Below are 24,342 nucleotides of genomic sequence, written 5' to 3' on the forward strand. Positions count from 1 at the left end.
TCCATTGCGCGTCGCGGCTTCGGCGAGTTACTGGCGGATCGCCGGGTCAACCTCGAAGACCGGAAGCGCGAAGCCATAGTCGCTGTCGATGAGGTCGTGCTTCACCTGCGCGGCTACGGGAGCTTGCGGGCGGTGGTCGTCAGCGATCCACAGCGCGCGGGTGACCTGCCAGGCCGGGCGGTTGGATAGTCCGACGTATCGGATCTTTCCTTGCCGGATCAGGTCGTCATAGACCGCCGGTGTCTGTTCCGGCGGGGTGTCCGGGTCGATGTCGTGGGCGTAGTAGAGATCGATGGAATTTGCCTGCAAGCGCCGTAGGCTCTCCTCCGACCTGGGTAGTGATGTGCCGGCGTGACAGCCGGTCATTGACGCCGAGCCCGACGATGCATTGGACTTGGTGGCGATCACCATCTCGTCACGGCGTCCGCGCAGGGCACGGCCGAGGATCTGATCGGCCGGTTCGCGCTCCGCGGCAGGTTTGGCTCAGGACGAGGTCGAGGCGGTCAGTGCCGAGACCGCATCCAACTGTTCCTGGGTGAGCTCGACGTCTGCTGCGGCGGAGTTGGCGCGGAGCTCGTCGGCCATCTCTGCTCCGACGATCACCGATGCCACAGCCGGGCGGGACAATAGCCAGGCCAGCGAGACCTGCTGCATCCCCAGCCCCCACTCGCGGGCCAGTTGGTCGAGTTGGCGGGCGACGGCGATCTCTGCTTCGGAGTATCCGGGCCCGCCGTAGCGCTTGCCTCCGGCGATCGGCCGGTCCAGGACCGACAGGTCGGCAAGGATACCGCCGTGCAGCGGCGCATAGGGAATGATCGACAGACCGAACCTCACGCAGGCGGCGCCGAGCTCGTTTTCGGCGCTTCGGTCCAGGAGGCTGTACATCACCTGCGCGGCAACGGGGGCGGAGACCAGCCGGCGGTGATCGGCGATCCACAGGGCCTCGGTCATCTGCCAGGCCGTGTGATTGGACAAAGCGACATACCGCGCAGCTTCCCCTGCCGGATCAGATCGTCGTAGACCCCAAGTGTCTGCTCGAGGGGGGTGTTCGGATCCGGGAAATGCGCGTAATAGAGGTCGATGCGGTCAGTGCTCAGCCGGCGCAGGCTCTGGTCGACCTGTTGGATGATGTAGCGGCGCGAAAGACCGGCATCCGGATCGAACCTCCACTCCCCCGACTTGGTCGCCAGCACCACCTCATCCCGCCGACCGGCGAGGGAGCGGCCGAGGATCTCCTCGGCAGACTCCCGCTCTGCGGCCGGCGGAGCGCCGGGGCGGTCGAACGTCGACGTCGAGCCGTAGACATCCGCGGTGTCGAAGAAGTTGATACCCAGATCCAGGGCCGTCCCCACGACGTCATCGGCTTCGTGTGCGCTCGGTGCCACTCCGAAGGTCGCCGTGCCCACGCAGATGCGGGACACGCGCACGCCGGTCGGGCCGAGAACGGAATACTTCATCTCAAGGGTTCCCATCTGCGAGTTTCAGAACCGAGCTGACGCGAGCGATCAGTCAACGAGGTCCCGAGCGGCTGTGAGCCGCGTCGAACCTAAACACTAACCGACTGGTTATATTTCGGCAATGGTCGTGAGAAAGTAGTGACATGCCAGAAAGCGCAGAGACGAGAACACGGGGCCCTTACCGCACAGGGGTCCGCCGACGCGAGCAACTCATCGGCATCGCGATGGACGTCTTCGGCGAACACGGCTTCGCCGGCGGCTCCCTCCGCACGATTGCCGAGCAGGCCGGCGTCAACCACGCCACCCTGATCCAGCACTTCGGCAGCAAAGAAGGCCTGCTCACGGCCGTGCTGGAGGAATGGGACCGACGGACCGTGGAGAACGGCCTCACCGATATCAGCGGATTGGACTATTTCCGCCGGCTGCCAGAGGTCATGGCCGCCCACCGGGATAACCGCGGCCTGCTCGAACTGTTCACCAGCATCGCGGCCGAAGCCTCAAGTCCGGCCCACCCAGGCCACGCGTTCATCACCCGGCGCTACACCTCGAACCTGGCAACCCTCGCCGGGCATTTGCAGGAAGCGGTCGAGGCTGGCGACATCATTCACCTCTCCCCTGCGCAGATTGAGATTGAAGTGCGGTTATTCACTGCTGTGATGGACGGCATCGGCCTGCAATGGCTCCTCAACCCCGAAACGGACATACACGCCAGCGTCACAACCTATGTCGAACGAGCCATTGCCGCTTGGGGACGTCTGTGACAGCAGGACCCGAGATCTTTCACCCAAACTAGCAAATAACCAAAGTAGTCAGATGGGTAGGCAAACTAGCCTCTGAAATTTGCCGAAACCTTCCAGCGACCGACTAATAACCCATATGGGCCAACGCATATTACTGGCCAGTGACTGTGGTGAGGTGGGTGGTGCTGGTGGCTTCCCCGCAGCCTCGGGGTTTCATGCAGGCAGGCAATGTAACCCGAAATCGTCGCGAACCTGTTCACGGAAGACCCCACCTCGCCGAGTGCCTCTCCGGTTGATGATGAACCGGCCTTCACGATCGCGCGCAGCGAGCCGAAGCCGATGACCTGAGTGTTACACGGGGCAATCCCGAGATGGCGATACCTCTGAGGGACCTGAGCGAACCATACCCACCAGTATTCAAAGTGCCGAGAGGATGGCCTACGCTCATCGCCGCGTCGATAAAGCAGACATGAGTGTTGACAGTGTCCACACCCGCTTTGACAGGACCAACTCACCCACACAGTTCCCCGGATAGACACGAGCAACCTTCCGAGAACCGTTCCCCAACAAAATCGGTTTCATCATGTCGTACCTGCACCCCATCCCCATGAACAGGTGTTGGCCATCCACGACCAACCCGACCGAACCGGAACGAGGAACCGCATAACCCCACCCACAGCAGGCGGGAGGCCCACCAGCCAGGGCCCTGAACCCGCCACCCCACACACCTGAAGAGGCCACCGCGGCGGCCAGGCCAAAGCCCGCGAACTTAGCGTCAGAGGGAGGCCACCACAAGCTTTGTACACACGTTAAAGCAAAAACCCCCTCTGACGAGGGGTCATGCTGTGCCCGAGGTGGGACTCGAACCCACACACCTTTCGATACCGCATTTTGAGTGCGGCGCGTCTGCCAATTCCGCCACTCGGGCGCGGAAACACCGAAACAAGACTAACCGACGTCGAGCTCTTCACAGAACTCAACGCTCCCTGTTGCAGTGCGCGAAACTACTCTACATGCAGATAGGCTAATTTCCAGAACCGGCTCGGCCGAGCAATAAATCATACGCAGGGACCGGGTGCAACTAAGATGGTTGAGAACCCGCCGTACGTCTTGAAGGAGATCCCGTGTCAGAACAGACGGAGTCCAAGCCCGCATCCCAGCCGGCACGCCGAGTAGTTGTCGCAGAGGATGAGACCCTCATCCGCCTGGACATTATCGAGATCTTGAAGGGCGAAGGCTACGACGTTGTCGGTGAGGCCGACAACGGTGAGAAGGCTGTCCAGCTGGCCGAGGAGCTGAAGCCGGATCTGGTCCTCATGGATGTCAAGATGCCTGTCATGGACGGTATCTCTGCCGCGGAGAAGATCGTCAAGGCGAGGATCGCTCCCGTGGTCCTCCTGACGGCGTTCAGCCAGAAGGAGCTCGTGGAGCGCGCGCGCGACGCCGGGGCCATGGCCTACGTCGTCAAGCCTTTCACTCCTGCCGATTTGATCCCCGCAATCGAGATCGCATTGTCCCGGCACGAGGAGATCAAGGCGCTCGAGAACGAGGTGTCCGACCTTCAGGAGCAGTTCGCCACGCGCAAGCTTGTGGAGCGGGCCAAGAGCCTCCTGACCACCAAGATGGGTCTCACGGAGCCGGAAGCATTCCGCTGGATCCAGAAGACCTCCATGGACCGTCGACTCAGCATGCGCGAGGTCGCCGAGACCATCATCAACCAGGTCAACTAGCACTCACTCCCCCGCGAAGGGCGCCGCTTCCACGTGGAGCGGCGCCCTTCGCCGTCCCGGCTCGCCCCCGGGTCCCCGGCCCTCCGGCCGGCGCCCCCGGACAGCGCCAGCACCCGCCCCGGACACCACCTGGCCCCAAACAAAGCAAAGGAGGCCCCGCCAAACGGCGGAGCCCCCCTGCTTGATCCGAAAAGCTAATCCGAAAAGATCAGGCCTTGGACTTGGCCTTCTTCTTTTCCGGCCACGGTCCGACCTTTTCCTTGCGGGCTGCGGCTTCTTCCACGCGGGAAGTGTCCGCGAGGTCGCCCACCTTGTGGACCTTGAGCGAGTTCGTGGAACCAGCCTGTCCGGGAGGCGAACCGGCCGCGATGACCACAAGGTCGCCGTTCTCCACGATCTTCATCTCGAGGAGGCTGCGGTCCACCTGGGCCGTCATGGCGTCAGTGTGGCCCACCATGGGGACTAGGACGGGCTGGATGCCCCAGGTCAGCGCCAGCTGGTTCCAGACGTGCTCCACCGGGGTGAAGGCGAACACCGGCTTCACAGGCCGCAGGCGGGACAGACGGCGGGCCGAGTCGCCGGACTGGGTGAACGTACAGATGTACTTTGCGTCCAGCTGGTCGGCGATTTCGACGGCGGCACGCGTGATGGCGCCACCGCGGGTCTTGGGCTTGGTACCGAGCGGAGGAACGCGCTCAAGACCGTGCTCTTCTGTGGACTCGATGATCCGGGCCATGGTCTTGACCGTCTCGATCGGGAACTTGCCCACGCTGGTCTCGCCGGAGAGCATGACTGCGTCGGCGCCGTCGAGCACTGCGTTGGCGCAGTCCGAAGCCTCGGCACGGGTCGGGCGCGGGTTGTCGATCATCGATTCGAGCACCTGGGTGGCCACGATGACCGGCTTGGCCCAGCGGCGTGCCAGTTCGATGGCGCGCTTCTGGACGATCGGCACTTCCTCGAGCGGGAGTTCCACGCCGAGGTCGCCACGGGCAACCATGATGGCGTCGAAGGCGTCGATGATTTCGTGGAGCTGCTCCACTGCCTGCGGCTTCTCGATCTTGGCGATCACCGGCACGCGGCGGCCCTCTTCGTCCATGATTTCGTGCACGCGCTTGATGTCGGACGCATCACGGACGAAGGACAATGCCACCAGGTCAACACCGCGCCTCATGGCCCAGCGGAGGTCGTCCTCGTCCTTTTCGCTCAGTGCGGGGACATTGACGGCAACGCCGGGCAGGTTGATGCCTTTGTTGTTGGAGACCCAGCCACCGACAGTCACCGTGGCGACCACCTTGACGTCGTCAACCTCGATGGCGCGAAGGGCCACCTTGCCGTCGTCGATCAGCAGTGCGTCGCCGACGTTGACGTCTTCGGTCAGGCTCTTGAGCGTGGTGGAGCAGATGTCCTTGGTACCCAGGACGTCCTCGGTGGTGATGGTGAAAGTGTCACCGACGGCGAGTTCGTGGGGGCCGTCGACAAATCGACCCAAGCGGATCTTCGGGCCCTGCAGGTCAGCCATGATGGCGACCGGCTTGTGGAGCTGGGCGGCGGCTTTGCGGACGTTCTCGTACGTGGTGTCGTGTACCGAGTAGTCGCCATGGCTCATGTTCATGCGGGCGACGTCGACGCCGGCTTCCAGCACCGCGAGGGTGTTGTCAAAGCTGGAAATTGCCGGTCCGAACGTTGCCACGATTTTTGCGCGTCTCATATACCTACCCTAGTAGTGTGCTGCAGTTGGAGTTGGGAAAGCGTCGTGCGCCGGTCCTTAGAGGACCGCTATGGCCCGGTCGGTGGGAGCCACCGGCGCGGGGAGAATGGTGCTGCCCATGAGGTACTTGTCGACGGCGGCAGCGCAGGCGCGGCCTTCGGCGATAGCCCACACAATCAAGGACTGCCCGCGGCCGGCATCGCCTGCCACGAAGACGCCCTCGGTGTTGGTCATGTAGTACCCATCTCGGGCCACGTTGCCGCGGCCGTCGAATTCTGCGCTGACCTGTTCGGTGATACCGGCAGGTTCCGCACCCGTAAAGCCGAGCGACAGCAAGACCAGATCGGCCGGAAGTATGCGTTCCGTGCCGGCCTTCGGAAGGCGCTTGCCGTCGACGAACTCGGTCTCGGCCACCTTGACCCCTGTGAGCTTGCCGTTTTCGCCGACAAACTCAACGGTCGAGGCGAGGTAGGTGCGTTCGCCTCCCTCTTCGTGTGCGCTGGCAACCTCGAAGAGCGTGGGGAACGTCGGCCATGGCTGGTGCGAGGCGCGCTCAAGCGGCGGCTGCTTACCGATCGCCAAGGTGGTGACTGACGCGGCGCCGTGGCGGTGTGCCGTGCCGAGGCAGTCGGCGCCGGTGTCGCCGCCACCGAGGATGATCACGTGCTTGCCCCTGGCATCGATCTGGTCCTCCACGGTTTCACCGGCAACCACGCGGTTGGCGGGCACCAGGTAATCCATGGCGAAATGGATGCCTTCGAATTCGCGGCCGGGGATGGGAAGGTCGCGCGGAACGGTGGCACCGGTGGCGATCACCACGGAGTCGTAACGGCGGCGCAACTGCTCCCACGTCACGTCGCTTCCGACCGCGACACCCGTGCGGAAGCGGGTGCCCTCGGCTTTCATCTGCTCGACGCGGCGGTCGACCTGTTCCTTCTCCATCTTGAAGTCGGGGATGCCGTAGCGCAGCAGTCCCCCGATCTTGTCGTCGCGCTCGTAGACGGCCACAGTGTGTCCAACGCGCGTCAGCTGCTGTGCGACTGCAAGCCCTGCGGGGCCGGAGCCGACGACGGCGACCGTCTTGCCGGAGAGACGCGCCGGCGGAAGGGGTTGTACCCAGCCGTTTTCGAAGGCGTCGTCGATGATCGAAACTTCAACCTGCTTGATGGTCACAGCGGGCTGGTTGATGCCCAGGACACAGGACGCTTCACACGGCGCAGGACACAACCGGCCCGTGAACTCAGGGAAGTTGTTCGTCGCGTGCAGGCGCTCGATCGCTTCCTCGCCCTTGCCGCGCCAGGTGAGGTCGTTCCACTCGGGGATGAGGTTCCCCAGGGGGCATCCCTGGTGGCAGAACGGAACGCCGCAGTCCATGCAGCGCCCTGCCTGGCTCTTGAGCACGCCCTTGTCCTGGGCTTCGTAGACTTCTTTCCAGTCCATGATGCGGACGGGAACGGGACGGCGTGGCTGCGTCTCGCGCTGCCGGACTTTCAGAAATCCGCGTGGATCAGCCACCGGTTACCTCCAGGATTCGAGACCATACTTCTTCGCCATCGGGATCAAGGCCTTCTTCGATAGCGTCGAGACGGGTTTGCAGGACTGCGGCGTAGTCGCGCGGCAGAACTTTGGTGATGCGGGCGGCTGTGTCATCGAAGTTTTCGAGCAAGCGGCCTGCGAGGACGGATTCGGTTTCTTCCAGGTGCTTGACCAGGAGTCCGTGGACGATGGTGCGGTCCTCGTCGTCGAGCTCAAGCAGCTGCAGTTCGCCGGAATCCAAGGCCTGCTTGTTCACACGGGCAGGCTGGAGGTCCAGTACGTAGGCGGTACCACCGGACATGCCGGCGCCGAAGTTGCGGCCGGTGCGGCCGATGATCAGCGTCTGGCCGCCGGTCATGTATTCGCAGCCATGGTCACCGATGCCTTCGACGACGGCGGTGGCCCCCGAGTTGCGTACCATGAAGCGTTCGCCCACCTGGCCACGCAGGAACATTTCGCCGCTCGTGGCGCCGTAGCCGATCACGTTGCCGGCGATGACGTTGCGTTCCGCCTGGAAAACGTTGGTGCGGTCCGGGCGGACGATGATGCGTCCGCCGGAGAGGCCCTTGCCGACGTAGTCGTTGGAGTCTCCGAACATGCGCAGGGTGATGCCTGCCGGAAGGAAGGCGCCCAGCGACTGCCCGGCGGTGCCCTTCAGCGTGATGTCGATAGTGTCCGTGGCGAGCACATCGATGCCGAACGTCTTGGTCACGACGTGCCCCAGCATGGTGCCGACGGAGCGGTCCGTGTTGATGACGTCGACGGCGATCTTCACCGGCGTCCGGTCGCTCAAAGCTTCGGCGGCCATGCCGATGAGGCGCTGGTCGAAGTGCTTGTCGAGCTCGTGGTTCTGGCCGGTGAGGTTCCTCAGGGGAACGTCGTCGTCAAACTCGAGGCCGTGCAGGATCGGGTCGAGGTCGAGTCCCTCGGCCTTCCAGTGGTCGATTGCTTCGCGGGTGTCCAGGACCTCGGCGTGCCCGATGGCCTCTTCGAGGCTGCGGAAACCGAGTTCGGCAAGGAGTTCACGGACTTCCTCGGCAAGGAATTCGAAGAAGTTGACCACGAACTCCGGCTTGCCGGTGAAGCGCGAGCGGAGCTCCGGGTTCTGGGTTGCGACGCCGACCGGGCAGGTATCGAGGTGGCAGACACGCATCATGATGCAGCCCGAAACCACCAGGGGCGCGGTGGCGAAGCCGTACTCCTCGGCACCCAGCAGCGCAGCGATGAGGACGTCGCGGCCCGTCTTGAGCTGGCCGTCCACCTGAACCACGACGCGGTCGCGGAGCCCGTTGAGCATGAGCGTCTGCTGGGTCTCGGCGAGGCCGAGCTCCCACGGGACACCCGCGTGCTTGAGCGAGTTCAGCGGCGAGGCGCCGGTTCCGCCGTCGTGCCCTGAGACGAGCACGACGTCGGCCTTCGCCTTGGTGACGCCGGACGCCACCGTGCCGATCCCGACTTCGGACACAAGTTTCACATGTACGCGTGCCGAGGGATTGGCCCGCTTGGCATCGTAGATGAGCTGCGCCAGATCCTCGATCGAGTAGATGTCGTGGTGCGGGGGCGGGGAAATGAGCCCGACGCCGGGGGTTGAGTGGCGGGTCCGGGCTACCCAGGGGTAGACCTTCTGCGCCATCAACTGGCCGCCTTCACCGGGCTTGGCGCCCTGGGCCATCTTGATCTGGATGTCCTCGGCGTTGGTCAGGTACAGGCTGGTCACGCCGAAACGGCCGGAGGCAATCTGCTTGATGGCGGAGCGGCGCTCCGGGTCCAGGAGGCGGTCCACGTCTTCGCCGCCTTCACCGGTGTTGGACTTGGCGCCCAGCCGGTTCATGGCGATCGCGAGGGTCTCGTGGGCCTCCTTGGAGATCGAGCCGTAGCTCATCGCTCCCGTGGAGAAGCGCTTCACGATGCTGGAAACCGGCTCGACCTCTTCAAGGGGCACTGCGGGGCGCAGGCTGTCCTTGAACTTCAAGAGCCCACGGAGGGTCATGAGGTTCTCGGACTGGTCGTCGATTCCCTTGGTGTAGGACTTGAAGATGTCGTAGCGGCGTTCGCGAGTGGCGTGCTGCAGGCGGAAGACAGTCTCTGGGTTGAACAGGTGCGGTTCGCCGTCGCGGCGCCACTGGTATTCGCCGCCACCGAGCAGCGGACGGTGCGGCAGCTCGATGCCGCCTTCCGGGTAGGCCATCTGGTGGCGTGCGGAAACTTCGGCGGCGATGACGTCGAGGCCGACGCCACCCAACTGGGAGTGGGTGCCGGAGAAGAATTCGTCCACGAGGTCCTGGGACAGGCCCAGTGCTTCGAAAGTCTGGGCGCCGGTGTAGGAGGCCACCGTGGAAATGCCCATCTTGGACATGATCTTCAGGACACCCTTGCCGAGGCCCTTGATGAGGTTGTAGACGCCGTCTTCGGGAGTCACACCAACGACTTCGCCGGTGCTGATGAGCTGCTCCACGGATTCCATGGCCAGGTACGGGTTCACGGCGGAAGCGCCGAAGCCCACGAGCACAGCCACGTGGTGCGTTTCGCGGACGTCGCCGGCCTCGACCACCAGGGCGGTCTTGGTGCGGTTGGCGCTGCGGAGCAAGTGGTGGTGTACCGCGCTGACAAGCAGGAGGGAAGGAATGGGTGCCCACTGCGCGTTGGAGTCGCGGTCGGACAGCACGATGTACTGCACGCCGCGGTTGATCGCGCCGGAAACCTGCTCGCAGATTTCGGTCAGGCGGCTCCGGAGGGCTGCTTCGCCGCCTTCCGGACGGTAGAGTCCCCGGACCTTCATGGCGACCTTGTCGCCGTCGGCGTTCTCGATGTTGGCGATCTTGGCGAGCTGATCGTTGTTGATCACCGGGAACGGCAGGGAGATCTGCGGCTGGCGCACCTGCCCGACATCGAGAAGGTTGCCGTTGGGACCGATGGCGCACGTCAGCGAGGTGACAAGCTCTTCACGGATGGCGTCCAGCGGCGGGTTGGTGACCTGGGCGAAGGACTGCACGAAGTAGTCGAACAGCAAGCGCGGGCGCTTGGACAGCACGGCAACCGGCGTGTCGGAGCCCATGGCGCCGAGCGGTTCGGCCCCCGTGCGGGCCATCGGCCCGAGGAGGATCTTCAGTTCTTCGGTGGTGTAGCCGAAAGTCCGCTGGCGGATATTGACGGACGCAGCCGTGTGCAGCACGTGCTCGCGCTCAGGGAGATCGTTGAGGTCGATCAGGTTGTCCTTGACCCATTCGGCCCAGGGGTTGGCCGCGGCGACCTCGGCCTTGACCTCGGCGTCGTCGATGATGCGACCGGCTTCGGTATCCACCAGGAACATCTTGCCCGGCGAAACACGGCCCTTCTTGACTACCTTGGCCGGTTCGACCTCGATCACGCCGACTTCGGAGGCGAAGATGATCAGGCCATCTTCCGTGATCCAGTAACGGCCGGGGCGCAGGCCATTGCGGTCAAGGGTTGCACCGACAAGGTTGCCGTCGGTGAAGGACACTGCTGCCGGACCGTCCCACGGCTCCATGAGCAGCGAGTGGTACTCGTAGAAGGCGCGGCGGGCAGGATCCATCGTGGCGTGGTTTTCCCACGCCTCGGGGATCATCATCATGATCGAGTGCGTGATGGGCCGACCGGAAAGCCAGAGCAGCTCGGCAACCTCATCGAAGGACGCGGAGTCCGAGGCACCCGGCGTGCAGATGGGGTACAACTCCTCCGGGGAATCGCCCAGCAGCGGGTTCGCGAGCTGCGACTGGCGCGCCCGCATCCAGTTCCGGTTGCCCTTGACAGTGTTGATTTCACCGTTGTGGGCAATGGTGCGGAAGGGCTGGGCGAGCGGCCACGACGGGAACGTGTTCGTGGAGAAGCGCGAGTGCACGATGGCCAGCTTGGTCTTGAAGCGCTTGTCCGAGAGATCCGGGTAGAACGGCTCCAGCTGGGCAGTGGTCAACATGCCCTTGTACACGATGGTGCGCGAGGACAACGACGGGAAGTACACGCCGAACTTGTTCTGGGCACGCTTGCGGACACGCCACGCCCGGGAGTCGAGTTCATTCCGGTCCAGCACTTCGCCAGTGGCCGAAGCAAGGAACGGCTGTGCGAAGTAAGGCATGCAGGCACGGGCCATGGCGCCGACCAGGTCCCCAACCACCGGCACTTCACGCCAGCCAAGAACTGTCAGGCCTTCATCCACTGCAAGAGCCTCGATGCCGGCCTTTGCGGTCTCGGCTTCGCGGGTTTCAGCCGGAAGGAACGCAGTACCCACCACGTACTGGCCGGGTGCGGGGAGCTCGAACTCAGTGACGGCCCGGAAGAATTCGTCCGGAACCTGCATGAGGAGCCCGGCGCCGTCGCCCGTGCCTTCGTCGGCGCCCACGGCGCCCCGGTGTTCAAGGTTGCGCAGGGCAGTCAGGGCCGCTTCCACGATGTCATAGCCGGGTTCACCACGCAGCGTGGCAATAATGGCCAGGCCACAAGCGTCCTTCTCCTGCTCAGGGTTGTAGAGTCCCTGGGCTTCCGGGAGCGCAGCGAAACGCTTGAAGGGCGAGATGGCCCCCTGCGGTTCGACTGATTCGGACCAGCTTGGGTTATGAAGATGGGTCATTGAAGACGTCCTTCCTCGAGATCGTGCGAATGGAAGGGACAACGTTGGCCCCACCTTGCCTGCCGTGTGACGGGCATAACAAAGCGCTAGTTACTTGAAATTGTAGGTCAGCTCGCAAGACGCAACGAACAGTTACGCATGTCCCTGACCCAAGCTTGACCGCGGAGCCTCTGTGTGCTGCCGGGCGACTGTCAAGGGTGCCACGACGCTGTGGCCGGGGGCCTCTGGGCGGTAGCCCGGTTCCCCTGTGCCGTAGCGCTGGCTACTTGGTGCTGCCAGCTTCCGGCCCGGATCCGGGGGCGCTGCTGGCGGTGGTTTCGGTGGACGCGGAGCCGGAATCCGACGTGACGCCGGCATGTGACTCCTCGGCCGTTTCCGTAGGCTCAGCAGTATGGCCCAGATCGCTTTGGTTATTCCGGAGATTACCATGCGCACCGGTATCTGAGACAGATCCGTCCGTATCATGGGCCTTCGTATCGGTCACAATTGTGCTGTTCGCCTCAGCAGCAGTCGTCTCATCGTCCCCGGCAATTGAGTCAACCGTGGCGGGCTCGTCCTCTTCGGCGGTCACCGCAGCCGGTTCCCTGCCGGGAAGGTACGCAGTGTCCGGCTCCGGCCTGCCGCGCAGGCTCAGGACGATGAAGATGATGAGCGCTGCGACGAAGACGAAGATGCTGGTCCACACGTTGAGCCGTGTGGTGATGCCGAAGAGGTTGATCTGTTCGGCATCGTCAATCCGCAACGCTTCGATCCAGACGCGACCAAGCGTGTAGTAGATGGCGTACAGCCAGAAGAGCCTGCCCCGGCGGAAATGGAAGCGGCGGTCCAGGACCAGGAGGACCACGACGCCGATGATGTTCCAGAGGGATTCGTAAAGGAACGTCGGGTGGAACAGTGTGTCACTCGGCATTCCGGCCGGAAAATTGGGGCTGTTCGGGTCAATTTGAAGGCCCCATGGCAACGTGGTGGGTCCGCCGAAGAGTTCCTGGTTGAACCAGTTCCCCCAACGCCCGATCGCTTGCGCCAGCAGGAGCCCGGGGGCTGCGGCGTCGAGGAAGGCGGTCAACTTGACGCCGGAGCGGCGGCAGCCGAGCCAAGCACCGACAACGCCGAGAACCACGGCACCCCAGATGCCCAGGCCACCCCGCCAGATCTGCGGGATCAGGGAGAGGTCGCCCGTGCCGTTGAAGCCCGGGCCGAAGTACGCGTCCGGCGAGGAGATGACGTGGTAGAGGCGTCCGCCCACAATGCCGAAGGGGATCGCCCAGATGGCGACGTCCCACAGGCTGCCTTCGGGAGTGCCGCGGCGCTTCCAGCGCACGGCGGTGAGCCACAGGCCCAGGATGATGCCGAGAAGAATGCACAGGGCGTACGCATGAATGCGGAGAGTCCCCCACGGCAGCGGAATATCAAATCCGGACCATGAGGGGCTCGGAATGCTCATGGGAGCCATTGCCGCGACGTGGAGGAGACTCTGCATTGTCTACGCTTTTCCTTTTCTAGGCCTGCGCTGTTGCCCGGCCGAGGCCGGCACTGAGGTTCTTGGTGAGTTGCGCGACGGCGTCAACGCCGCCGTCGCGGATGGCCGCAACCAACGCGGTACCGACGATCACGCCGTCGGCGTATGCCGCAATCTCGCGGACATGGTCTGCGTTGGAGACTCCGAGCCCGACGCAGACCCTCTCGGCACCGGCCGCATGGGTGTCGGCGACAAGCTTTTCCGCGCTGCTGCTGACAGACTGCCGCGTTCCGGTGACGCCCATGATGGAGACGGCGTAAACGAAACCGCGGCTCGCCTCCACCGTCATCGCCAAGCGTTCCGGCGTAGACGAGGGTGCCACGAGGAAGACCCGGTCGAGTCCGTATTTGTCCGATGCCGCGAACCATTCGGCAGCCTCGTCCGGAATGAGGTCCGGCGTGATGAGTCCGGCTCCCCCGGCTTCGGCCAGCCTGCGTGAGAACTCGTCGACGCCCATGCGCATCACCGGGTTCCAGTAGGTCATGACAAGCACGGCGGCGTCAGTGGCTGCGGTGATGCCCGCTACCACGTCGAAAACGCTGGCCACGCGGAACCCGTTGGCGATGGCCTCTGTGGTTGCAGCCTGGATAACGGAGCCGTCCATGACAGGGTCCGAATACGGGATGCCGATTTCAATGAGGTCCGCGCCGTTGCGGGCCATGGCAATGCCGGCGTCGATGCTTGACTGAACGTCCGGGTAGCCTGCGGGCAGGTATCCGATCAACGCGGCCCGGCCTTGTGCCTTCGCGCGGTCGATCGCGGCAGCGGACTTGCTGGTCATCTGCTCAGTCATCAGTTCTGGTCCTCGCTTGCTTCTTCAGTGCTGATCTCAAGGTTGCTGCGTTCGGACGGGCCCTTGGGCTTGCGCGTGGAGAGGGTGGTGCCCTTGACGTTGCCGTTTTCATCCAACATATCGAACCATTCGGCGGCCGTTTCCACGTCCTTGTCACCGCGCCCGGACAGGTTCACGATGATGATCGTGTCAGCCGGGTTTTCCTTGCCTTCGGTGAGCTGCTTGCCCACCTTGATGGCACCGGCGAGGGCGTGCGAGGACTCGATGGCTGGGATGATGCCTTCGGTCCGGCAGAGCAGGCGGAACGCGTCCATGGCCTCGGTGTCAGTGATGGGCTCGTATGTGACGCGGCCGATGTCCGCGAGGTAGGAGTGCTCCGGACCGACGCTCGGGTAGTCCAGTCCTGCGGAAATCGAGTGGGATTCGATGGTCTGGCCGTCTTCGTCCTGCATGAGGTAAGACCGGGCACCATGCAGCACGCCGGGGCGTCCAAGGGTGATGGCGGCCGCGTGGCGTCCTGTTTCGACACCGTCGCCGCCGGCTTCAAAACCGTAGATCTTCACGGAGGCGTCATCCAGGAAGCTGTGGAAGATGCCGATGGCATTGGAACCGCCACCGATGCAGGCACAGACGGCATCCGGAAGTTTGCCGGTCTGCTCCAGGATCTGGGCGCGCGCTTCCTCGCCGATGACCTCGTGGAAGAAGCGCACCATCGCCGGGAACGGGTGTGCCCCTGCGGCGGTGCCAAGCAAGTAGTGGGTGTTGTCCACATTGGAAACCCAATCGCGGAGGGCGTCGTTGATGGCGTCCTTGAGCGTTTGTGATCCGTTGGTCACGGGAACCACGGTGGCGCCCAGGAGCTGCATGCGGGCCACGTTGAGTGCCTGGCGGCGGCAATCCTCGGCGCCCATGTAGACGACGCATTCCAGTCCGAGCAAGGCTGCAGCGGTGGCGCTGGCAACGCCGTGCTGGCCGGCGCCGGTCTCGGCGATGACGCGGGTCTTGCCCATGCGCTTCGCGAGCAAAGCCTGGCCGAGGACGTTGTTGATCTTGTGGGATCCGGTGTGGTTCAGGTCTTCGCGCTTGAGGAAGATGCGCGCGCCGCCGGCGTGCTGGGAGAAACGCTTGGCCTCCGTGAGCAGCGACGGACGGCCCGAGTAGTTCTTGTTGAGGTCCTTCAGCTGGGCAAGGAACTCAGGATCGGCTTTGGCTTTCTCGAACGTGTCCTCGACTTCGTCCAGGGCGGCGATGAGGGACTCGGGCATCCAGCGTCCGCCATAAGAGCCGAAGTAGGGCCCGGCGGCGTTGCGGAGCGAGGCTCCACCTTGTAGGAATGCGTCGGCCACATTCTCTTGCGAGTTGGCTGTTGATGCGTCCACCATCAGTCTCACCGTCCTGTTCAGTTGGTAGTTGGGTTTTTCCAGGGCCGCAGGTCAGCTACCAGCCGCGTTGTCTGCTGCTGTCCGGGTCCACGCCGCGAATCAGGCCTGTCTCAGGTCCTGACGGCGATGGCGGCAGCTCCGGCCGCCTTGAATTCGCTGATCCGCTCGTGCGGGGTGGAGTCGCTCACAAGGGCTTCGCCCACGAGGATTGCGTGGGCACCGTTCCCCGCATAGTGCGCGACGTCGTCGGCGTTCCGCACTCCGGACTCAGCCACGACAACCGCTCCGGTTGGAATGCTTCCGGCGAGCGAGGCAAACAGGGAGCGGTCGACGTCGAGCGTCTTGAGGTTGCGGACGTTCACCCCGATGATCCGCGCCTGGGCTGCGGCCGCACGCTCGATTTCTTCGGGCGTGTGGGTTTCCACCAGGACGTTCATGCCGAGCTCGTGGCTCAACGCGCTGAATTCCCGCAACTGTGCATCTGAAAGCGCGGCGACGATCAGCAGGATGAGGTCCGCACCATGGGCGCGGGCTTCCCAGATCTGGTACTCGTCAACCGTGAAGTCCTTGCGCAGCAACGGAATGTCGACGGCGGCCCGGACCGCGTCCAGGTCCGCCAGGGAGCCGTTGAAGCGCCGCTGTTCGGTGAGGACGCTGATCACGGAGGCGCCGCCGTCGGCGTATTGCACTGCAAGCGCAGCAGGGTCGACGATGCTCGCGAGATCGCCCTTGGAGGGGCTGCGGCGCTTGATTTCCGCGATGACCTTCAGTTCGTCGCGGCTGGCTGACGGACCGCCCAGGGCAGCCCACGCGTCCAGCGCAGGAGCGGTGGCCGCGGCGCGTTCTTTCAGCTCGTCAAGGCCGACAAGGCGGCGACGGGCCTCCATGTCCTCCCTGACACCGACGATGATGTCATCAAGAACGGTCACGGTCAGTGGCCGACGTTCTTCAGCTTGCTGCCGTCGACGCCGTAGCCGGCCTTGCGCATGGCCCAGCCGGCAATCAGGCCGGCCACCATCACGACGATGCCGGCGATGAAAATGGGGGTGCTGGCGATAACAAAGGCGATGGAGGACACCAGGGCCCCTACCAGCATGACAATCACGCAGGTCCACGCGGCCGGGCTGTTACCGTGGCCGATGGCGTCGCTGTGGCTGGCAGCGGTCACAGGGGCCTTGCTCGCGGACACTGTGGTTTTGCTCATGTGAAAATCTCCTCAGGACGAATACTGCTTACATTCTGCCATTTATTGACCGCACCCGGGACATCGTCCGACGTCCGGACAGTCGGGTCTTACGTGGGGTCTTCTCCGCGCGAGAGGCTGTCCCAGCTATCGATCTCGTCGACGGGTCCGGAACCCGCGAGGGCTGCCCGGCTGGCGACGTCGTACTTGGTGCGCGCCTTCCAGTGCCGGCCCGCGAGCGGGAGCAGGCCACCACTCAAAGCCAGCAGCCCTGCAGCCACGACAGCGAGTACCGGGAACACGGTGGACGACGCAGCGGCGTGTCCACCCGAAATGCCGGTGGTCGCCGCAATGGTTCCTTGCGCCGCACCGAGGGGGTCTGCCAGGACCGTCACCGCGGCGACAATGATGCCTGCCGAGGCAAGCACGATGATCGTCGCAATGATCCAGCGCGAAACCTTGCCCGCAATGGACGATGCCAGTCCCCCGGCAAGGGCGACGAGCGCGAGTGCGGTCACCGCAGTTGCGGCCTTGCTCCCTTGAACGTGGAGATCGGCATTCGCCGCGGCAGCGGGATCGAGCCGGACGTTGATCCAGGTCTGTGTGGTGGTCCCGAAGACGGCAAGGGCAAGGATTGCCATGGCGAGCACGACATTGCCCTTCCGTGCCCACACGGGAGGCTTTGTGAGGGCCGTCTGGGGCCGGGCTGCGCTCACAGGGCGGGGTTCCCGTCGACGATCGTTTCCGCGGAAACCGCGTCCGGGGAAATATCGTGCAGCGATCCGGCGGTGTGCACGGCACGCAAGGGGGCAGCCGCCTTGTTCACGGTCTCGAGCGCTTCGGAAGGCTTGTGGGAATCGGCCACGATGCCGCCGCCGGCCTGGACATATGCCCGGCCTTCGCGCAACAGTGCCGAGCGGATCGCGATCGCCATGTCCATGTCGCCTGCGAAGTCCAGGTAACCCACGACGCCGCCGTAGATGCCCCGCCGGTGCGGTTCGAGTTCGTCAAGGAGACGCAATGCGCGCGGCTTGGGGGCACCGGACAGCGTGCCGGCGGGGAAGGTCGCCTTGAGCACGTCGTATGCCTTCGCCCCGGGTGCCAACTCTCCGACCACTGTCGACACGAGGTGCATGATGTGGCTGAAGCGTTCGACTTCCATGAACTGCGTGACGTCCACGGTTCCTGCCACGCAGACCTTGGACAGGTCGTTGCGGGACAAGTCCACGAGCATGAGGTGTTCGGCGCGTTCCTTCTGGTCCGCGAGCAACTCGGTGGCCAGCGCCTTGTCGGCTTCGACGGTCTTGCCACGGGGCCGCGATCCGGCAATCGGGTGGGTGATGACCTCATTGCCCGTGACCGTCACCAAGGCCTCGGGAGAGGAACCGACAATCGTGTATTCGCGGCCGTCGGGATCTTCGAGGCTGAAGAGGTACATGTATGGACTCGGGTTGGTGTTGCGCAGTACGCGGTAAACGTCCAGCGGATCCGCGGAGCACTCCATTTCGAAGCGTCGCGAAATCACCACTTGGAAGACCTCGCCATCGACGATTGCTTCCTTGCCGCGATCGATCGCGTTCAGGTAATCCTGCTCATCCCAGCGTTCCTGCACGCTGGACGCGAAGTCGAGGGCTTCGGACTGCAACACCGATACGGGCTGCTTCACCGGCGTGCTGATCTGGTCCAGCAGTCGCTTCACCCGGGCGACGGCGTCGTGCCAGGCTTCGTCGACCCGTTCGGAACTGTTGTCGAAGTTGATCGCGTTGGCGATCAACAGGACGGTGCCGTCCATGTTGTCGTGGACAGCCATGTCCGTCACGAGGTTCAGGGCCAGTTCCGGCAGGTGGAGGTCATCCTCCGGGGGGCTGGTCAGCTTCTCCCAGTGCCGGACGGTTTCCCAACCGAGGAAGCCGACAAGGCCGGAGGTGAAGGGCGGAAGGTCCGGGAAGCGGTCGGTTTGCAGGGCAGCAATGGTGTCTCGGACGGCGTCGACCGGGCTGCCGTCGACCGGCACGCCGACGGGAGGCTCGCCGATCCAGTGGGCCTGGCCGTCCTTGCTGGTCAAGGTGGCGCGGGAACGGGAACCAATGAAGGAATAGCGTGACCATGCTCCGCCGACGGCTGCCGACTCCAGGAGGAAGGTACCGGGCTGGCCATGGGCCAACTTGCGGTAGAGCCCGATGGGAGTCTCCGCGTCGGCTAGTACCCTGAGCCGGACCGGGATGACCCGGCTGTGTGCGGCGAGTTCGCGGAACTCCTCCAGGCCCGGGCTGATGATTCCAAGGTCCTGCATGGTTAGTGTTCTCCGCCTCTTCTTGTGTGCTTGCCTCAGTGGATGGTGTGTGGTGGGCTAGTCCCGCTCGCCGGTCACGGCGGCGAGGCTCCGGTCATCGAAGCATGTGCGTGTACCGGTGTGGCAGGCCGCGCCTACTTGGTCGACGCGGACCAGGAGGGCATCGCCGTCGCAATCCAGGGCCACCGATTTCACGAATTGGACGTGCCCGGAAGTGTCGCCCTTGCGCCAGTATTCCTGGCGGGAACGGGAGAAGAACGTTACGCGTCCGGTGGTCAGGGTCCGGTGCAACGCCTCGTCGTCCATCCAGCCGAGCATCAGCACTTCGTCGGTGTCGAACTGCTGGATGATCGCTGCCACAAGACCGGCAGAATCGCGCTTCAGCGCGGCGGCCAGCTCTTGCGGGAGAGGACTTACGGGCGCGACGACGGGCTCCGCGGCAAAAGCGGCAGCGGGCGTGGCTGGGGGTGTTGACTGCTCAGACATCAGATCAAGTCTAGTGCCTCATACGGAGCCGAAATTCAGCGGCGGTTCCACTGCGCAACACAGCGCGTCTCGTGCTAGTTTCACAAGTGATGCATTTCGTCGATCCCTCCCGCGAAGTACTGGCCGAAACACTCCTGGCGGCCGGACCTGACTCCCCCACGCTCTGCGAAGGGTGGCTGACAAGGGACCTCGCGGCGCACTTGTACTTGCGGGAGCGCAAAGCGGCCGTCGGTATCGGCTTGGTCATCAAGAGCCTCGCCCGGGCCTCGGACAAAGCCACGGCAAAACTGGCCTCCAAGCTCAAAACCACGGAAGATTACGCCGAGCTGGTGAATACCTTCCGCTCGGGGCCGCCCGCCTTGTCTCCCCTGAAGATCAAGGCCCTCGATGAGTCCTCGAACCTCATTGAATATTTTGTGCACACGGAAGACATCCGCCGGGCCGGAGACCGTTGGGCTCCGCGGGCCCTGGACCAGGAATACTCGGACGCCTTGTGGGATGAATTGATCAAGCGCGCTGCCATTCTCTACCGCGGCGTGGATCTCGGGATCGTGTTGGTCCGCCCCACGGGTCCCCGCCATGTTGCCAAGCGGGCTCCCGTATCCGTCGCCATCGTAGGCGAGCCCGGTGAGCTCCTCATGCACGCCCACGGCCGCACGCATCACGCGCTGGTCACCTTCGAAGGCCAACCGGACGCCGTCGCCCTTCTTCAGTCAGCCGAAGTCGGCCTCTGACCCGCCGTTAAACCCCAACTGACTCGCAGTTGTTGCCGTTATGAGGCTTCTAAACGACGTTAAGTGCGAGTCAGTTGGGTTGGACCGGGCTAGCGGACCAGGAAACCTGCTTCGCGAATCGCTGCCTTGACCTGGGCGATCATGTCATCCGGACCGAAGTGGAACACCGAGGCTGCCAGAACGGCGTCGGCACCTGCTTCCACTGCTGGCGGGAAATGCGCCGGTTCTCCAGCGCCGCCGGAAGCGATGATCGGGATGTGGACGGCCGCACGGACAAGGCGGATGAGTTCGAGGTCGAAGCCGTCCTTGGTGCCGTCGGCGTCGATCGAATTGAGGAGGATCTCCCCCACACCGCGGTCCGCGGCTTCCTTGGCCCACGCAATGGCGTCGATTCCGGTTCCCTGGCGTCCGCCGTGGGTGGTCACCTCGAAGCCGGAAGCCGTGGGCTCGGAGCCGGGCCTCGTCCGCCGCGCGTCCACCGACAGGACCAGCACCTGCGATCCGAAGTGGCGGGTGATCTCGTCGATGACGTCCGGGCGCGCGACGGCGGCCGTGTTGATGGAGGCCTTGTCCGCGCCGAAACGCAGGAGCTTGTCCACTTCGGCCACGCCCCGGACGCCACCGCCGACGGTCAGCGGGATGAAGACTTCCTCGGCGGTGCGGCGAACGACGTCGAACGTGGTTTCCCGGTTGCCGGAAGACGCCGTGACATCAAGGAACGTGAGTTCGTCTGCCCCGGCGTTGTCATAGCGGTGCGCCAGCTCGACGGGGTCTCCGGCGTCGCGAAGACCCTCGAAGTTGACGCCCTTCACCACACGGCCAGCGTCGACATCTAGGCAAGGGATGACACGTACTGCTACAGCCATTGCTACTCCTGGAATTGTCTCGTGTCAGATGCGGCAGGCGTGGATGCTGCTGACCAGGATGGCGCGGGCGCCGAGGTCGTACAGTTCATCCATGATCCGGTTGGTTTCCTTTTTCGGAACCATGGAGCGGACAGCGACCCAATCCGAGTCGCGCAGCGGCGACACGGTGGGCGATTCAAGGCCCGGGGTGAGGGTGGCGGCTTCCTCCACAAGATCCTTACGGATGTCGTAGTCCATGAGGACGTACTGACGCGCGACGAGCACACCCTGCAGGCGCCGGATCAGGACCTCGATCTCCTTCGCGGTGCCGTTTGCGGCACCGCCCTCGCCGGTGCGGCGGATCAGGACGGCTTCGGACTTGAGGATGGGCTCGCCGAAGATCTCCATTCCGGCAGCTTTGAGCGTGTTTCCGGTTTCGACGACGTCGGCGATCGCGTCAGCGACGCCGAGGCGCACGGAAGACTCAACGGCGCCGTCGAGGCGGACAACCTTGGCTTTGACGCCGCGCTCAGCAAGGTAATCGCGCAGGAGGCCGTCGTAGCTCGTCGCGAGGCGCTTGCCTTCAAGCTGCTCGACGCTGGAGAAGTCACCGACGGGGCCGGCGAAACGGAAGGTGGACGCGGCGAAGCCAAGGGGAAGCAGCTCTTCGGCTTCGACCTGCGCGTCCAGCAGGAGGTCGCGGCCGGTGATGCCGACGTCGAGCGTTCCTTGGCCGACATACACGGCGATGTCACGGGGGCGGAGGAAGAAGAACTCAATGTCGTTGTCGGGATCGACCATGACGAGTTCGCGGGTATCGCGGCGCTGGCGGTATCCCGCCTCGGTCAGCATCGCGGAGGCGGCTTCGGACAAGGATCCCTTGTTGGGGACGGCTACTCGCAGCATTGGGGACTTTCTTGGGGAGTGGAAGGGGATGTTTCAGGCATTGTGCTCACGGCACTGTTCTCAGAAGAAACTTTGCAGTGAGCGCGAGGGCCACGCTGGCGCTCCGGTGAGACCTTTTCAGGTCCGTGCGGAGCGGACGTGGCTAGAGATGCTTGTAAACGTCTTCCAGGCTCAAACCCTTGGCGAGCATCAGGACCTGCAGGTGGTAGAGCAACTGGGAGATTTCCTCGGCCGCGGCTTCATCGGATTCATACTCTGCCGCCATCCAGACTTCGGCGGCTTCCTCCACGACTTTCTTGCCGATGCCGTGGATTCCGGAGTCCAATTCGGCGACGGTGCGGGAGCCTGCCGGACGGGTCGCTGCCTTTTCGCTCAGTTCTGCGAACAGCGTCTCGAAATTCTTCACGCCCTCCAGCCTACTTGCTCGGGGCCGGTGACCGCTTGTCGGGTCATTGCATGACGGAAGGGATGTGAGCGAACGCACAATGTGCGCCGGCACGCCCACATCCCTTGCGTCGATTTGCTAGGTGTACTGCTTGAGGGTGAGCGCAGTGGAGAGCGCCGCGGTCACGGCTTCGTGCCCTTTGTCCTCGGACGAGCCTTCCAGTCCGGCGCGGTCCAGGCCCTGCTGCTCGGTGTCGCATGTGAGGACGCCGAAGCCCACCGGCACGCCGGTGCGGACGCTTACTTCCGTGAGTCCCGACGTCGCCGCCTGGCATACGTAGTCGAAGTGCGGCGTACCTCCGCGGATCACGACGCCTAGGGCAACGACGGCGTCAAAATGCGGCGCGAGCCGTGCGGCCGCGACGGGCAGCTCAAAGGACCCCGGGACGCGCAGCACGGTGGGCTCGGCGATGCCGGCTTCCTTTGCAGCACGCAGTGCCCCGTCGATGAGCCCGTCCATGATCTGGGTGTGCCAGCTGGCGGCCACGATGGCGAGTTTCAGTTGATGGGTTTCCTCCGGGTTGAGGGTGGTGAGGTCGATGGTGGGGGCGCCGTGTCCGCTCATGGGTGTGTGGTAGTCCGTTCAGCCTTGTTGGTGCAGTTCAGTCTTGGTAGTGCAGTTCAGCCTTGTTGGTGCAGTTCAGTCTTGTTCGAGGTCAAAAGTGCCGCCAGCTGCATGGGTACCGGCCGGTTCAGTGTCACCGAGGGTCAGGCGGTGGTCCATGCGGTCCTTCTTGGTCTGAAGGTAGCGAAGGTTTTCTTCACGGGACGGAACCTCGGTGGGCACCATCTCGACAACCTTCACGCCAGCCGCGGCAAGCCTGTTCTGCTTGTCCGGGTTGTTGCTCAGGAGGCGGATTTCGTGAAGGCCCATTTCGGCAAGGATCTGCGCAGCCGCTTTGTAGCAGCGGGCGTCCACCGGCAGCCCGAGCTGCTCGTTGGCCTCAACCGTGTCGAATCCGGCCTCTTGCAGTGCGTAGGCCTTGATCTTGTTGGCCAGGCCGATGCCGCGGCCTTCTTGTCCGCGCAGGTAGAGCAGGGTGCCGCCCTCTTCGCGGATCAGCTCGAGGGCGTAGGCCAGCTGTTCGCCGCAATCGCAGCGGTACGAGCCGAAAACGTCGCCCGTGAGGCACTCCGAGTGCAGGCGCACCAGCGGGGCCTTGCCTGCACGCGGCGCTTTCGGGGAACTTACCGCCAGGTGCTCCGCACCCGTTGCAAGGTCGATCCACGCCTGTGCCACGAACTCACCGAAGGCGGTGGGTAGCTGGACAATCGGGCCGCCGCTCACGGGATGCGTTGCGCGCGCGGGCGTGCCGCCGTCGTGCGTTGTCGCTGTAGTCATCGCTGCTCCTCGTTTCCTGCCGGAATTGCAACCTGGTGCTCAGCCTCCGACGCTACAACGTAAGCCACGAGATCCTCGATCGAAATCAAAGGACATCCATGCTCGGCAGCGAACTCCCGGAGGCTGTCCAGGCGCATCATTTCACCATCGTCATGTACCAACTCGGCGATCACGCCCACCGGGGCGAGCCCCGCAAGCCGGCAAAGATCAACTGCCGCTTCGGTGTGTCCCGGACGTTCACGCACTCCCCCCTTAACGGCCCGGAGCGGAAAAATATGCCCGGGACGGGTGATCGAGGACGGCGTGCTGCTGGAATCAGCCAGAATCCGGGCCGTCAGGGCCCTGTCCGTTGCGGAAATACCGGTGCTCACGCCCACCGCAGCATCACAGGACACGGTATAGGCCGTGCCCTTGGCGTCTTCATTGACCAGGACCATGGGCGGCAGCGCCAGGGCATCAGCCCGCGACTCCTCGAGGGGAACGCAAATGACTCCCGAGCTGTAGCGAATGGTCCATCCCATGAGGGCGGGCGTCGCGTGTTCGGCGGCGAAGATGATGTCGCCTTCGTTTTCGCGGTCTTCATTGTCCACAACAATGACGGGACGGCCGGCCGCCATGGCCTGCACGGCCTTCTCAACGGGGTCCAGCCCCTGGCGCAC

General features: G+C 64.1%; 23 protein-coding genes and 1 tRNA gene. 3 read left to right on the forward strand and 21 right to left on the reverse strand.

Annotated elements, in window-relative coordinates; genetic code table 11:
• Nucleotides 1-27 precede the first annotated feature (27 nt).
• The 3 genes from ABD742_RS13505 to ABD742_RS13515 are packed head-to-tail and all read right to left on the reverse strand — an operon-like array spanning nt 28 to nt 1,457.
• A complete protein-coding gene (locus tag ABD742_RS13505; RefSeq protein WP_308193837.1) occupies nt 28-447 on the reverse strand; it encodes an aldo/keto reductase in 420 nt (139 codons plus the stop codon).
• A 36-nt stretch (nt 448-483) separates the two neighbouring features.
• Complete coding sequence (locus ABD742_RS13510) at nt 484-951, reverse strand: aldo/keto reductase (protein ID WP_268819003.1); 468 nt, start codon at nt 949-951, stop codon at nt 484-486.
• Nucleotides 948-1,457, reverse strand: a complete 510-nt coding sequence (locus ABD742_RS13515; protein ID WP_268819002.1) for an aldo/keto reductase — start codon at nt 1,455-1,457, stop codon at nt 948-950. Before ABD742_RS13515 ends, ABD742_RS13510 begins: the two co-directional genes overlap by 4 nt.
• Nucleotides 1,458-1,600: 143 nt before the next feature.
• Between ABD742_RS13515 and ABD742_RS13520 the strand changes: the two genes are divergently transcribed.
• Nucleotides 1,601-2,218, forward strand: a complete 618-nt coding sequence (locus tag ABD742_RS13520; RefSeq protein ID WP_234750272.1) for a TetR/AcrR family transcriptional regulator — start codon at nt 1,601-1,603, stop codon at nt 2,216-2,218.
• Nucleotides 2,219-3,043: 825 nt separating this feature from the next.
• Here ABD742_RS13520 and ABD742_RS13525 read toward each other — a convergent pair.
• Nucleotides 3,044-3,125, reverse strand: a tRNA-Leu gene (locus ABD742_RS13525).
• Nucleotides 3,126-3,321: 196 nt separating this feature from the next.
• On the opposite strand from ABD742_RS13525, the gene ABD742_RS13530 reads away from it, so the two are divergent.
• Nucleotides 3,322-3,927 (forward strand): ANTAR domain-containing response regulator, encoded by a 606-nt coding sequence (locus ABD742_RS13530; protein ID WP_028266834.1) that lies wholly within the window; start codon nt 3,322-3,324, stop codon nt 3,925-3,927.
• A gap of 208 nt (nt 3,928-4,135) precedes the next feature.
• Here ABD742_RS13530 and pyk read toward each other — a convergent pair whose 3' ends face one another.
• The 11 genes from pyk to hisI form a co-directional block, all read right to left on the reverse strand.
• Nucleotides 4,136-5,635, reverse strand: a complete 1,500-nt coding sequence (pyk, locus tag ABD742_RS13535; protein WP_234750269.1) for a pyruvate kinase — start codon at nt 5,633-5,635, stop codon at nt 4,136-4,138.
• A gap of 57 nt (nt 5,636-5,692) precedes the next feature.
• On the reverse strand, nt 5,693-7,150 hold the full coding sequence (locus tag ABD742_RS13540; protein ID WP_234750262.1) for a glutamate synthase subunit beta: 1,458 nt from the start codon (nt 7,148-7,150) through the stop codon (nt 5,693-5,695).
• A complete protein-coding gene (gltB, locus tag ABD742_RS13545; RefSeq protein WP_234750259.1) occupies nt 7,143-11,756 on the reverse strand; it encodes a glutamate synthase large subunit in 4,614 nt (1,537 codons plus the stop codon). Before gltB ends, ABD742_RS13540 begins: the two co-directional genes overlap by 8 nt.
• Nucleotides 11,757-12,018: 262 nt before the next feature.
• A complete protein-coding gene (lgt, locus tag ABD742_RS13550) occupies nt 12,019-13,236 on the reverse strand; it encodes a prolipoprotein diacylglyceryl transferase (protein ID WP_234750257.1) in 1,218 nt (405 codons plus the stop codon).
• A 19-nt stretch (nt 13,237-13,255) separates the two neighbouring features.
• Nucleotides 13,256-14,068 (reverse strand): tryptophan synthase subunit alpha, encoded by an 813-nt coding sequence (gene trpA / locus ABD742_RS13555; RefSeq protein ID WP_234750255.1) that lies wholly within the window; start codon nt 14,066-14,068, stop codon nt 13,256-13,258.
• A complete protein-coding gene (gene trpB / locus ABD742_RS13560) occupies nt 14,068-15,450 on the reverse strand; it encodes a tryptophan synthase subunit beta (RefSeq protein WP_234750252.1) in 1,383 nt (460 codons plus the stop codon). Before trpB ends, trpA begins: the two co-directional genes overlap by 1 nt.
• A gap of 110 nt (nt 15,451-15,560) precedes the next feature.
• Complete coding sequence (trpC, locus tag ABD742_RS13565) at nt 15,561-16,379, reverse strand: indole-3-glycerol phosphate synthase TrpC (protein WP_234750249.1); 819 nt, start codon at nt 16,377-16,379, stop codon at nt 15,561-15,563.
• Between the two features lie 2 nt (nt 16,380-16,381).
• Nucleotides 16,382-16,654 carry an HGxxPAAW family protein gene (locus ABD742_RS13570; protein ID WP_234750247.1) on the reverse strand — a complete coding sequence of 91 codons (273 nt, stop codon included), beginning with the start codon at nt 16,652-16,654 and terminating at the stop codon, nt 16,382-16,384.
• 89 nt (nt 16,655-16,743) lie between these two features.
• The gene (locus tag ABD742_RS13575) at nt 16,744-17,349 is read right to left on the reverse strand and encodes a Trp biosynthesis-associated membrane protein (RefSeq protein WP_234750244.1); all 606 of its coding nucleotides are present in this window, start codon (nt 17,347-17,349) and stop codon (nt 16,744-16,746) included.
• Complete coding sequence (locus ABD742_RS13580) at nt 17,346-18,926, reverse strand: anthranilate synthase component I (RefSeq protein ID WP_234750241.1); 1,581 nt, start codon at nt 18,924-18,926, stop codon at nt 17,346-17,348. Before ABD742_RS13580 ends, ABD742_RS13575 begins: the two co-directional genes overlap by 4 nt.
• Nucleotides 18,927-18,983: 57 nt before the next feature.
• Nucleotides 18,984-19,412 (reverse strand): phosphoribosyl-AMP cyclohydrolase, encoded by a 429-nt coding sequence (hisI, locus tag ABD742_RS13585; protein WP_234750237.1) that lies wholly within the window; start codon nt 19,410-19,412, stop codon nt 18,984-18,986.
• A gap of 89 nt (nt 19,413-19,501) precedes the next feature.
• Here hisI and ABD742_RS13590 point away from each other — a divergent pair, with 89 nt between their 5' ends.
• Nucleotides 19,502-20,146, forward strand: a complete 645-nt coding sequence (locus ABD742_RS13590) for a TIGR03085 family metal-binding protein (protein ID WP_234750234.1) — start codon at nt 19,502-19,504, stop codon at nt 20,144-20,146.
• Nucleotides 20,147-20,235: 89 nt separating this feature from the next.
• Here ABD742_RS13590 and hisF read toward each other — a convergent pair whose 3' ends face one another.
• The 6 genes from hisF to ribB all read right to left on the reverse strand — a co-directional run bounded on the left by hisF (nt 20,236) and on the right by ribB (nt 24,300).
• A complete protein-coding gene (hisF, locus tag ABD742_RS13595; protein ID WP_234750232.1) occupies nt 20,236-21,012 on the reverse strand; it encodes an imidazole glycerol phosphate synthase subunit HisF in 777 nt (258 codons plus the stop codon).
• 24 nt (nt 21,013-21,036) lie between these two features.
• Nucleotides 21,037-21,897 (reverse strand): ATP phosphoribosyltransferase, encoded by an 861-nt coding sequence (gene hisG, locus ABD742_RS13600; protein ID WP_234750229.1) that lies wholly within the window; start codon nt 21,895-21,897, stop codon nt 21,037-21,039.
• Between the two features lie 142 nt (nt 21,898-22,039).
• Nucleotides 22,040-22,303, reverse strand: a complete 264-nt coding sequence (locus ABD742_RS13605) for a phosphoribosyl-ATP diphosphatase (RefSeq protein WP_018778638.1) — start codon at nt 22,301-22,303, stop codon at nt 22,040-22,042.
• Nucleotides 22,304-22,420: 117 nt separating this feature from the next.
• Complete coding sequence (gene ribH, locus ABD742_RS13610; RefSeq protein WP_234750226.1) at nt 22,421-22,906, reverse strand: 6,7-dimethyl-8-ribityllumazine synthase; 486 nt, start codon at nt 22,904-22,906, stop codon at nt 22,421-22,423.
• A 75-nt stretch (nt 22,907-22,981) separates the two neighbouring features.
• Nucleotides 22,982-23,683: a GTP cyclohydrolase II gene (gene ribA / locus ABD742_RS13615; protein WP_234750223.1), complete on the reverse strand. Its 702-nt coding sequence runs from the start codon at nt 23,681-23,683 to the stop codon at nt 22,982-22,984.
• Nucleotides 23,680-24,300 (reverse strand): 3,4-dihydroxy-2-butanone-4-phosphate synthase, encoded by a 621-nt coding sequence (gene ribB, locus ABD742_RS13620; RefSeq protein WP_372460913.1) that lies wholly within the window; start codon nt 24,298-24,300, stop codon nt 23,680-23,682. Before ribB ends, ribA begins: the two co-directional genes overlap by 4 nt.
• Nucleotides 24,301-24,342: the final 42 nt, after the last annotated feature.

The organism is Arthrobacter ramosus, assembly GCF_039535095.1.
Taxonomy (GTDB): domain Bacteria; phylum Actinomycetota; class Actinomycetes; order Actinomycetales; family Micrococcaceae; genus Arthrobacter; species Arthrobacter ramosus.

What these genes read in the sequence shown, in the direction of transcription:
- ribH (WP_234750226.1), bottom strand. Translation starts at nt 22,906, where the DNA reads ATGAGCGGACACGGCGCCCCCACCATCGACCTCACCACCCTCAACCCG.
- ABD742_RS13515 (WP_268819002.1), bottom strand. Translation starts at nt 1,457, where the DNA reads ATGAAGTATTCCGTTCTCGGCCCGACCGGCGTGCGCGTGTCCCGCATC.
- ABD742_RS13510 (WP_268819003.1), bottom strand. Translation starts at nt 951, where the DNA reads ATGACCGAGGCCCTGTGGATCGCCGATCACCGCCGGCTGGTCTCCGCC.
- ABD742_RS13580 (WP_234750241.1), bottom strand. Translation starts at nt 18,926, where the DNA reads ATGCAGGACCTTGGAATCATCAGCCCGGGCCTGGAGGAGTTCCGCGAA.
- ribB (WP_372460913.1), bottom strand. Translation starts at nt 24,300, where the DNA reads ATGGCGGCCGGCCGTCCCGTCATTGTTGTGGACAATGAAGACCGCGAA.
- hisG (WP_234750229.1), bottom strand. Translation starts at nt 21,897, where the DNA reads ATGCTGCGAGTAGCCGTCCCCAACAAGGGATCCTTGTCCGAAGCCGCC.
- hisI (WP_234750237.1), bottom strand. Translation starts at nt 19,412, where the DNA reads ATGTCTGAGCAGTCAACACCCCCAGCCACGCCCGCTGCCGCTTTTGCC.
- ABD742_RS13570 (WP_234750247.1), bottom strand. Translation starts at nt 16,654, where the DNA reads ATGAGCAAAACCACAGTGTCCGCGAGCAAGGCCCCTGTGACCGCTGCC.
- pyk (WP_234750269.1), bottom strand. Translation starts at nt 5,635, where the DNA reads ATGAGACGCGCAAAAATCGTGGCAACGTTCGGACCGGCAATTTCCAGC.
- ABD742_RS13590 (WP_234750234.1), top strand. Translation starts at nt 19,502, where the DNA reads ATGCATTTCGTCGATCCCTCCCGCGAAGTACTGGCCGAAACACTCCTG.
- lgt (WP_234750257.1), bottom strand. Translation starts at nt 13,236, where the DNA reads ATGCAGAGTCTCCTCCACGTCGCGGCAATGGCTCCCATGAGCATTCCG.
- trpB (WP_234750252.1), bottom strand. Translation starts at nt 15,450, where the DNA reads ATGGTGGACGCATCAACAGCCAACTCGCAAGAGAATGTGGCCGACGCA.
- trpA (WP_234750255.1), bottom strand. Translation starts at nt 14,068, where the DNA reads ATGACTGAGCAGATGACCAGCAAGTCCGCTGCCGCGATCGACCGCGCG.
- ABD742_RS13520 (WP_234750272.1), top strand. Translation starts at nt 1,601, where the DNA reads ATGCCAGAAAGCGCAGAGACGAGAACACGGGGCCCTTACCGCACAGGG.
- gltB (WP_234750259.1), bottom strand. Translation starts at nt 11,756, where the DNA reads ATGACCCATCTTCATAACCCAAGCTGGTCCGAATCAGTCGAACCGCAG.
- ribA (WP_234750223.1), bottom strand. Translation starts at nt 23,683, where the DNA reads ATGACTACAGCGACAACGCACGACGGCGGCACGCCCGCGCGCGCAACG.
- hisF (WP_234750232.1), bottom strand. Translation starts at nt 21,012, where the DNA reads ATGGCTGTAGCAGTACGTGTCATCCCTTGCCTAGATGTCGACGCTGGC.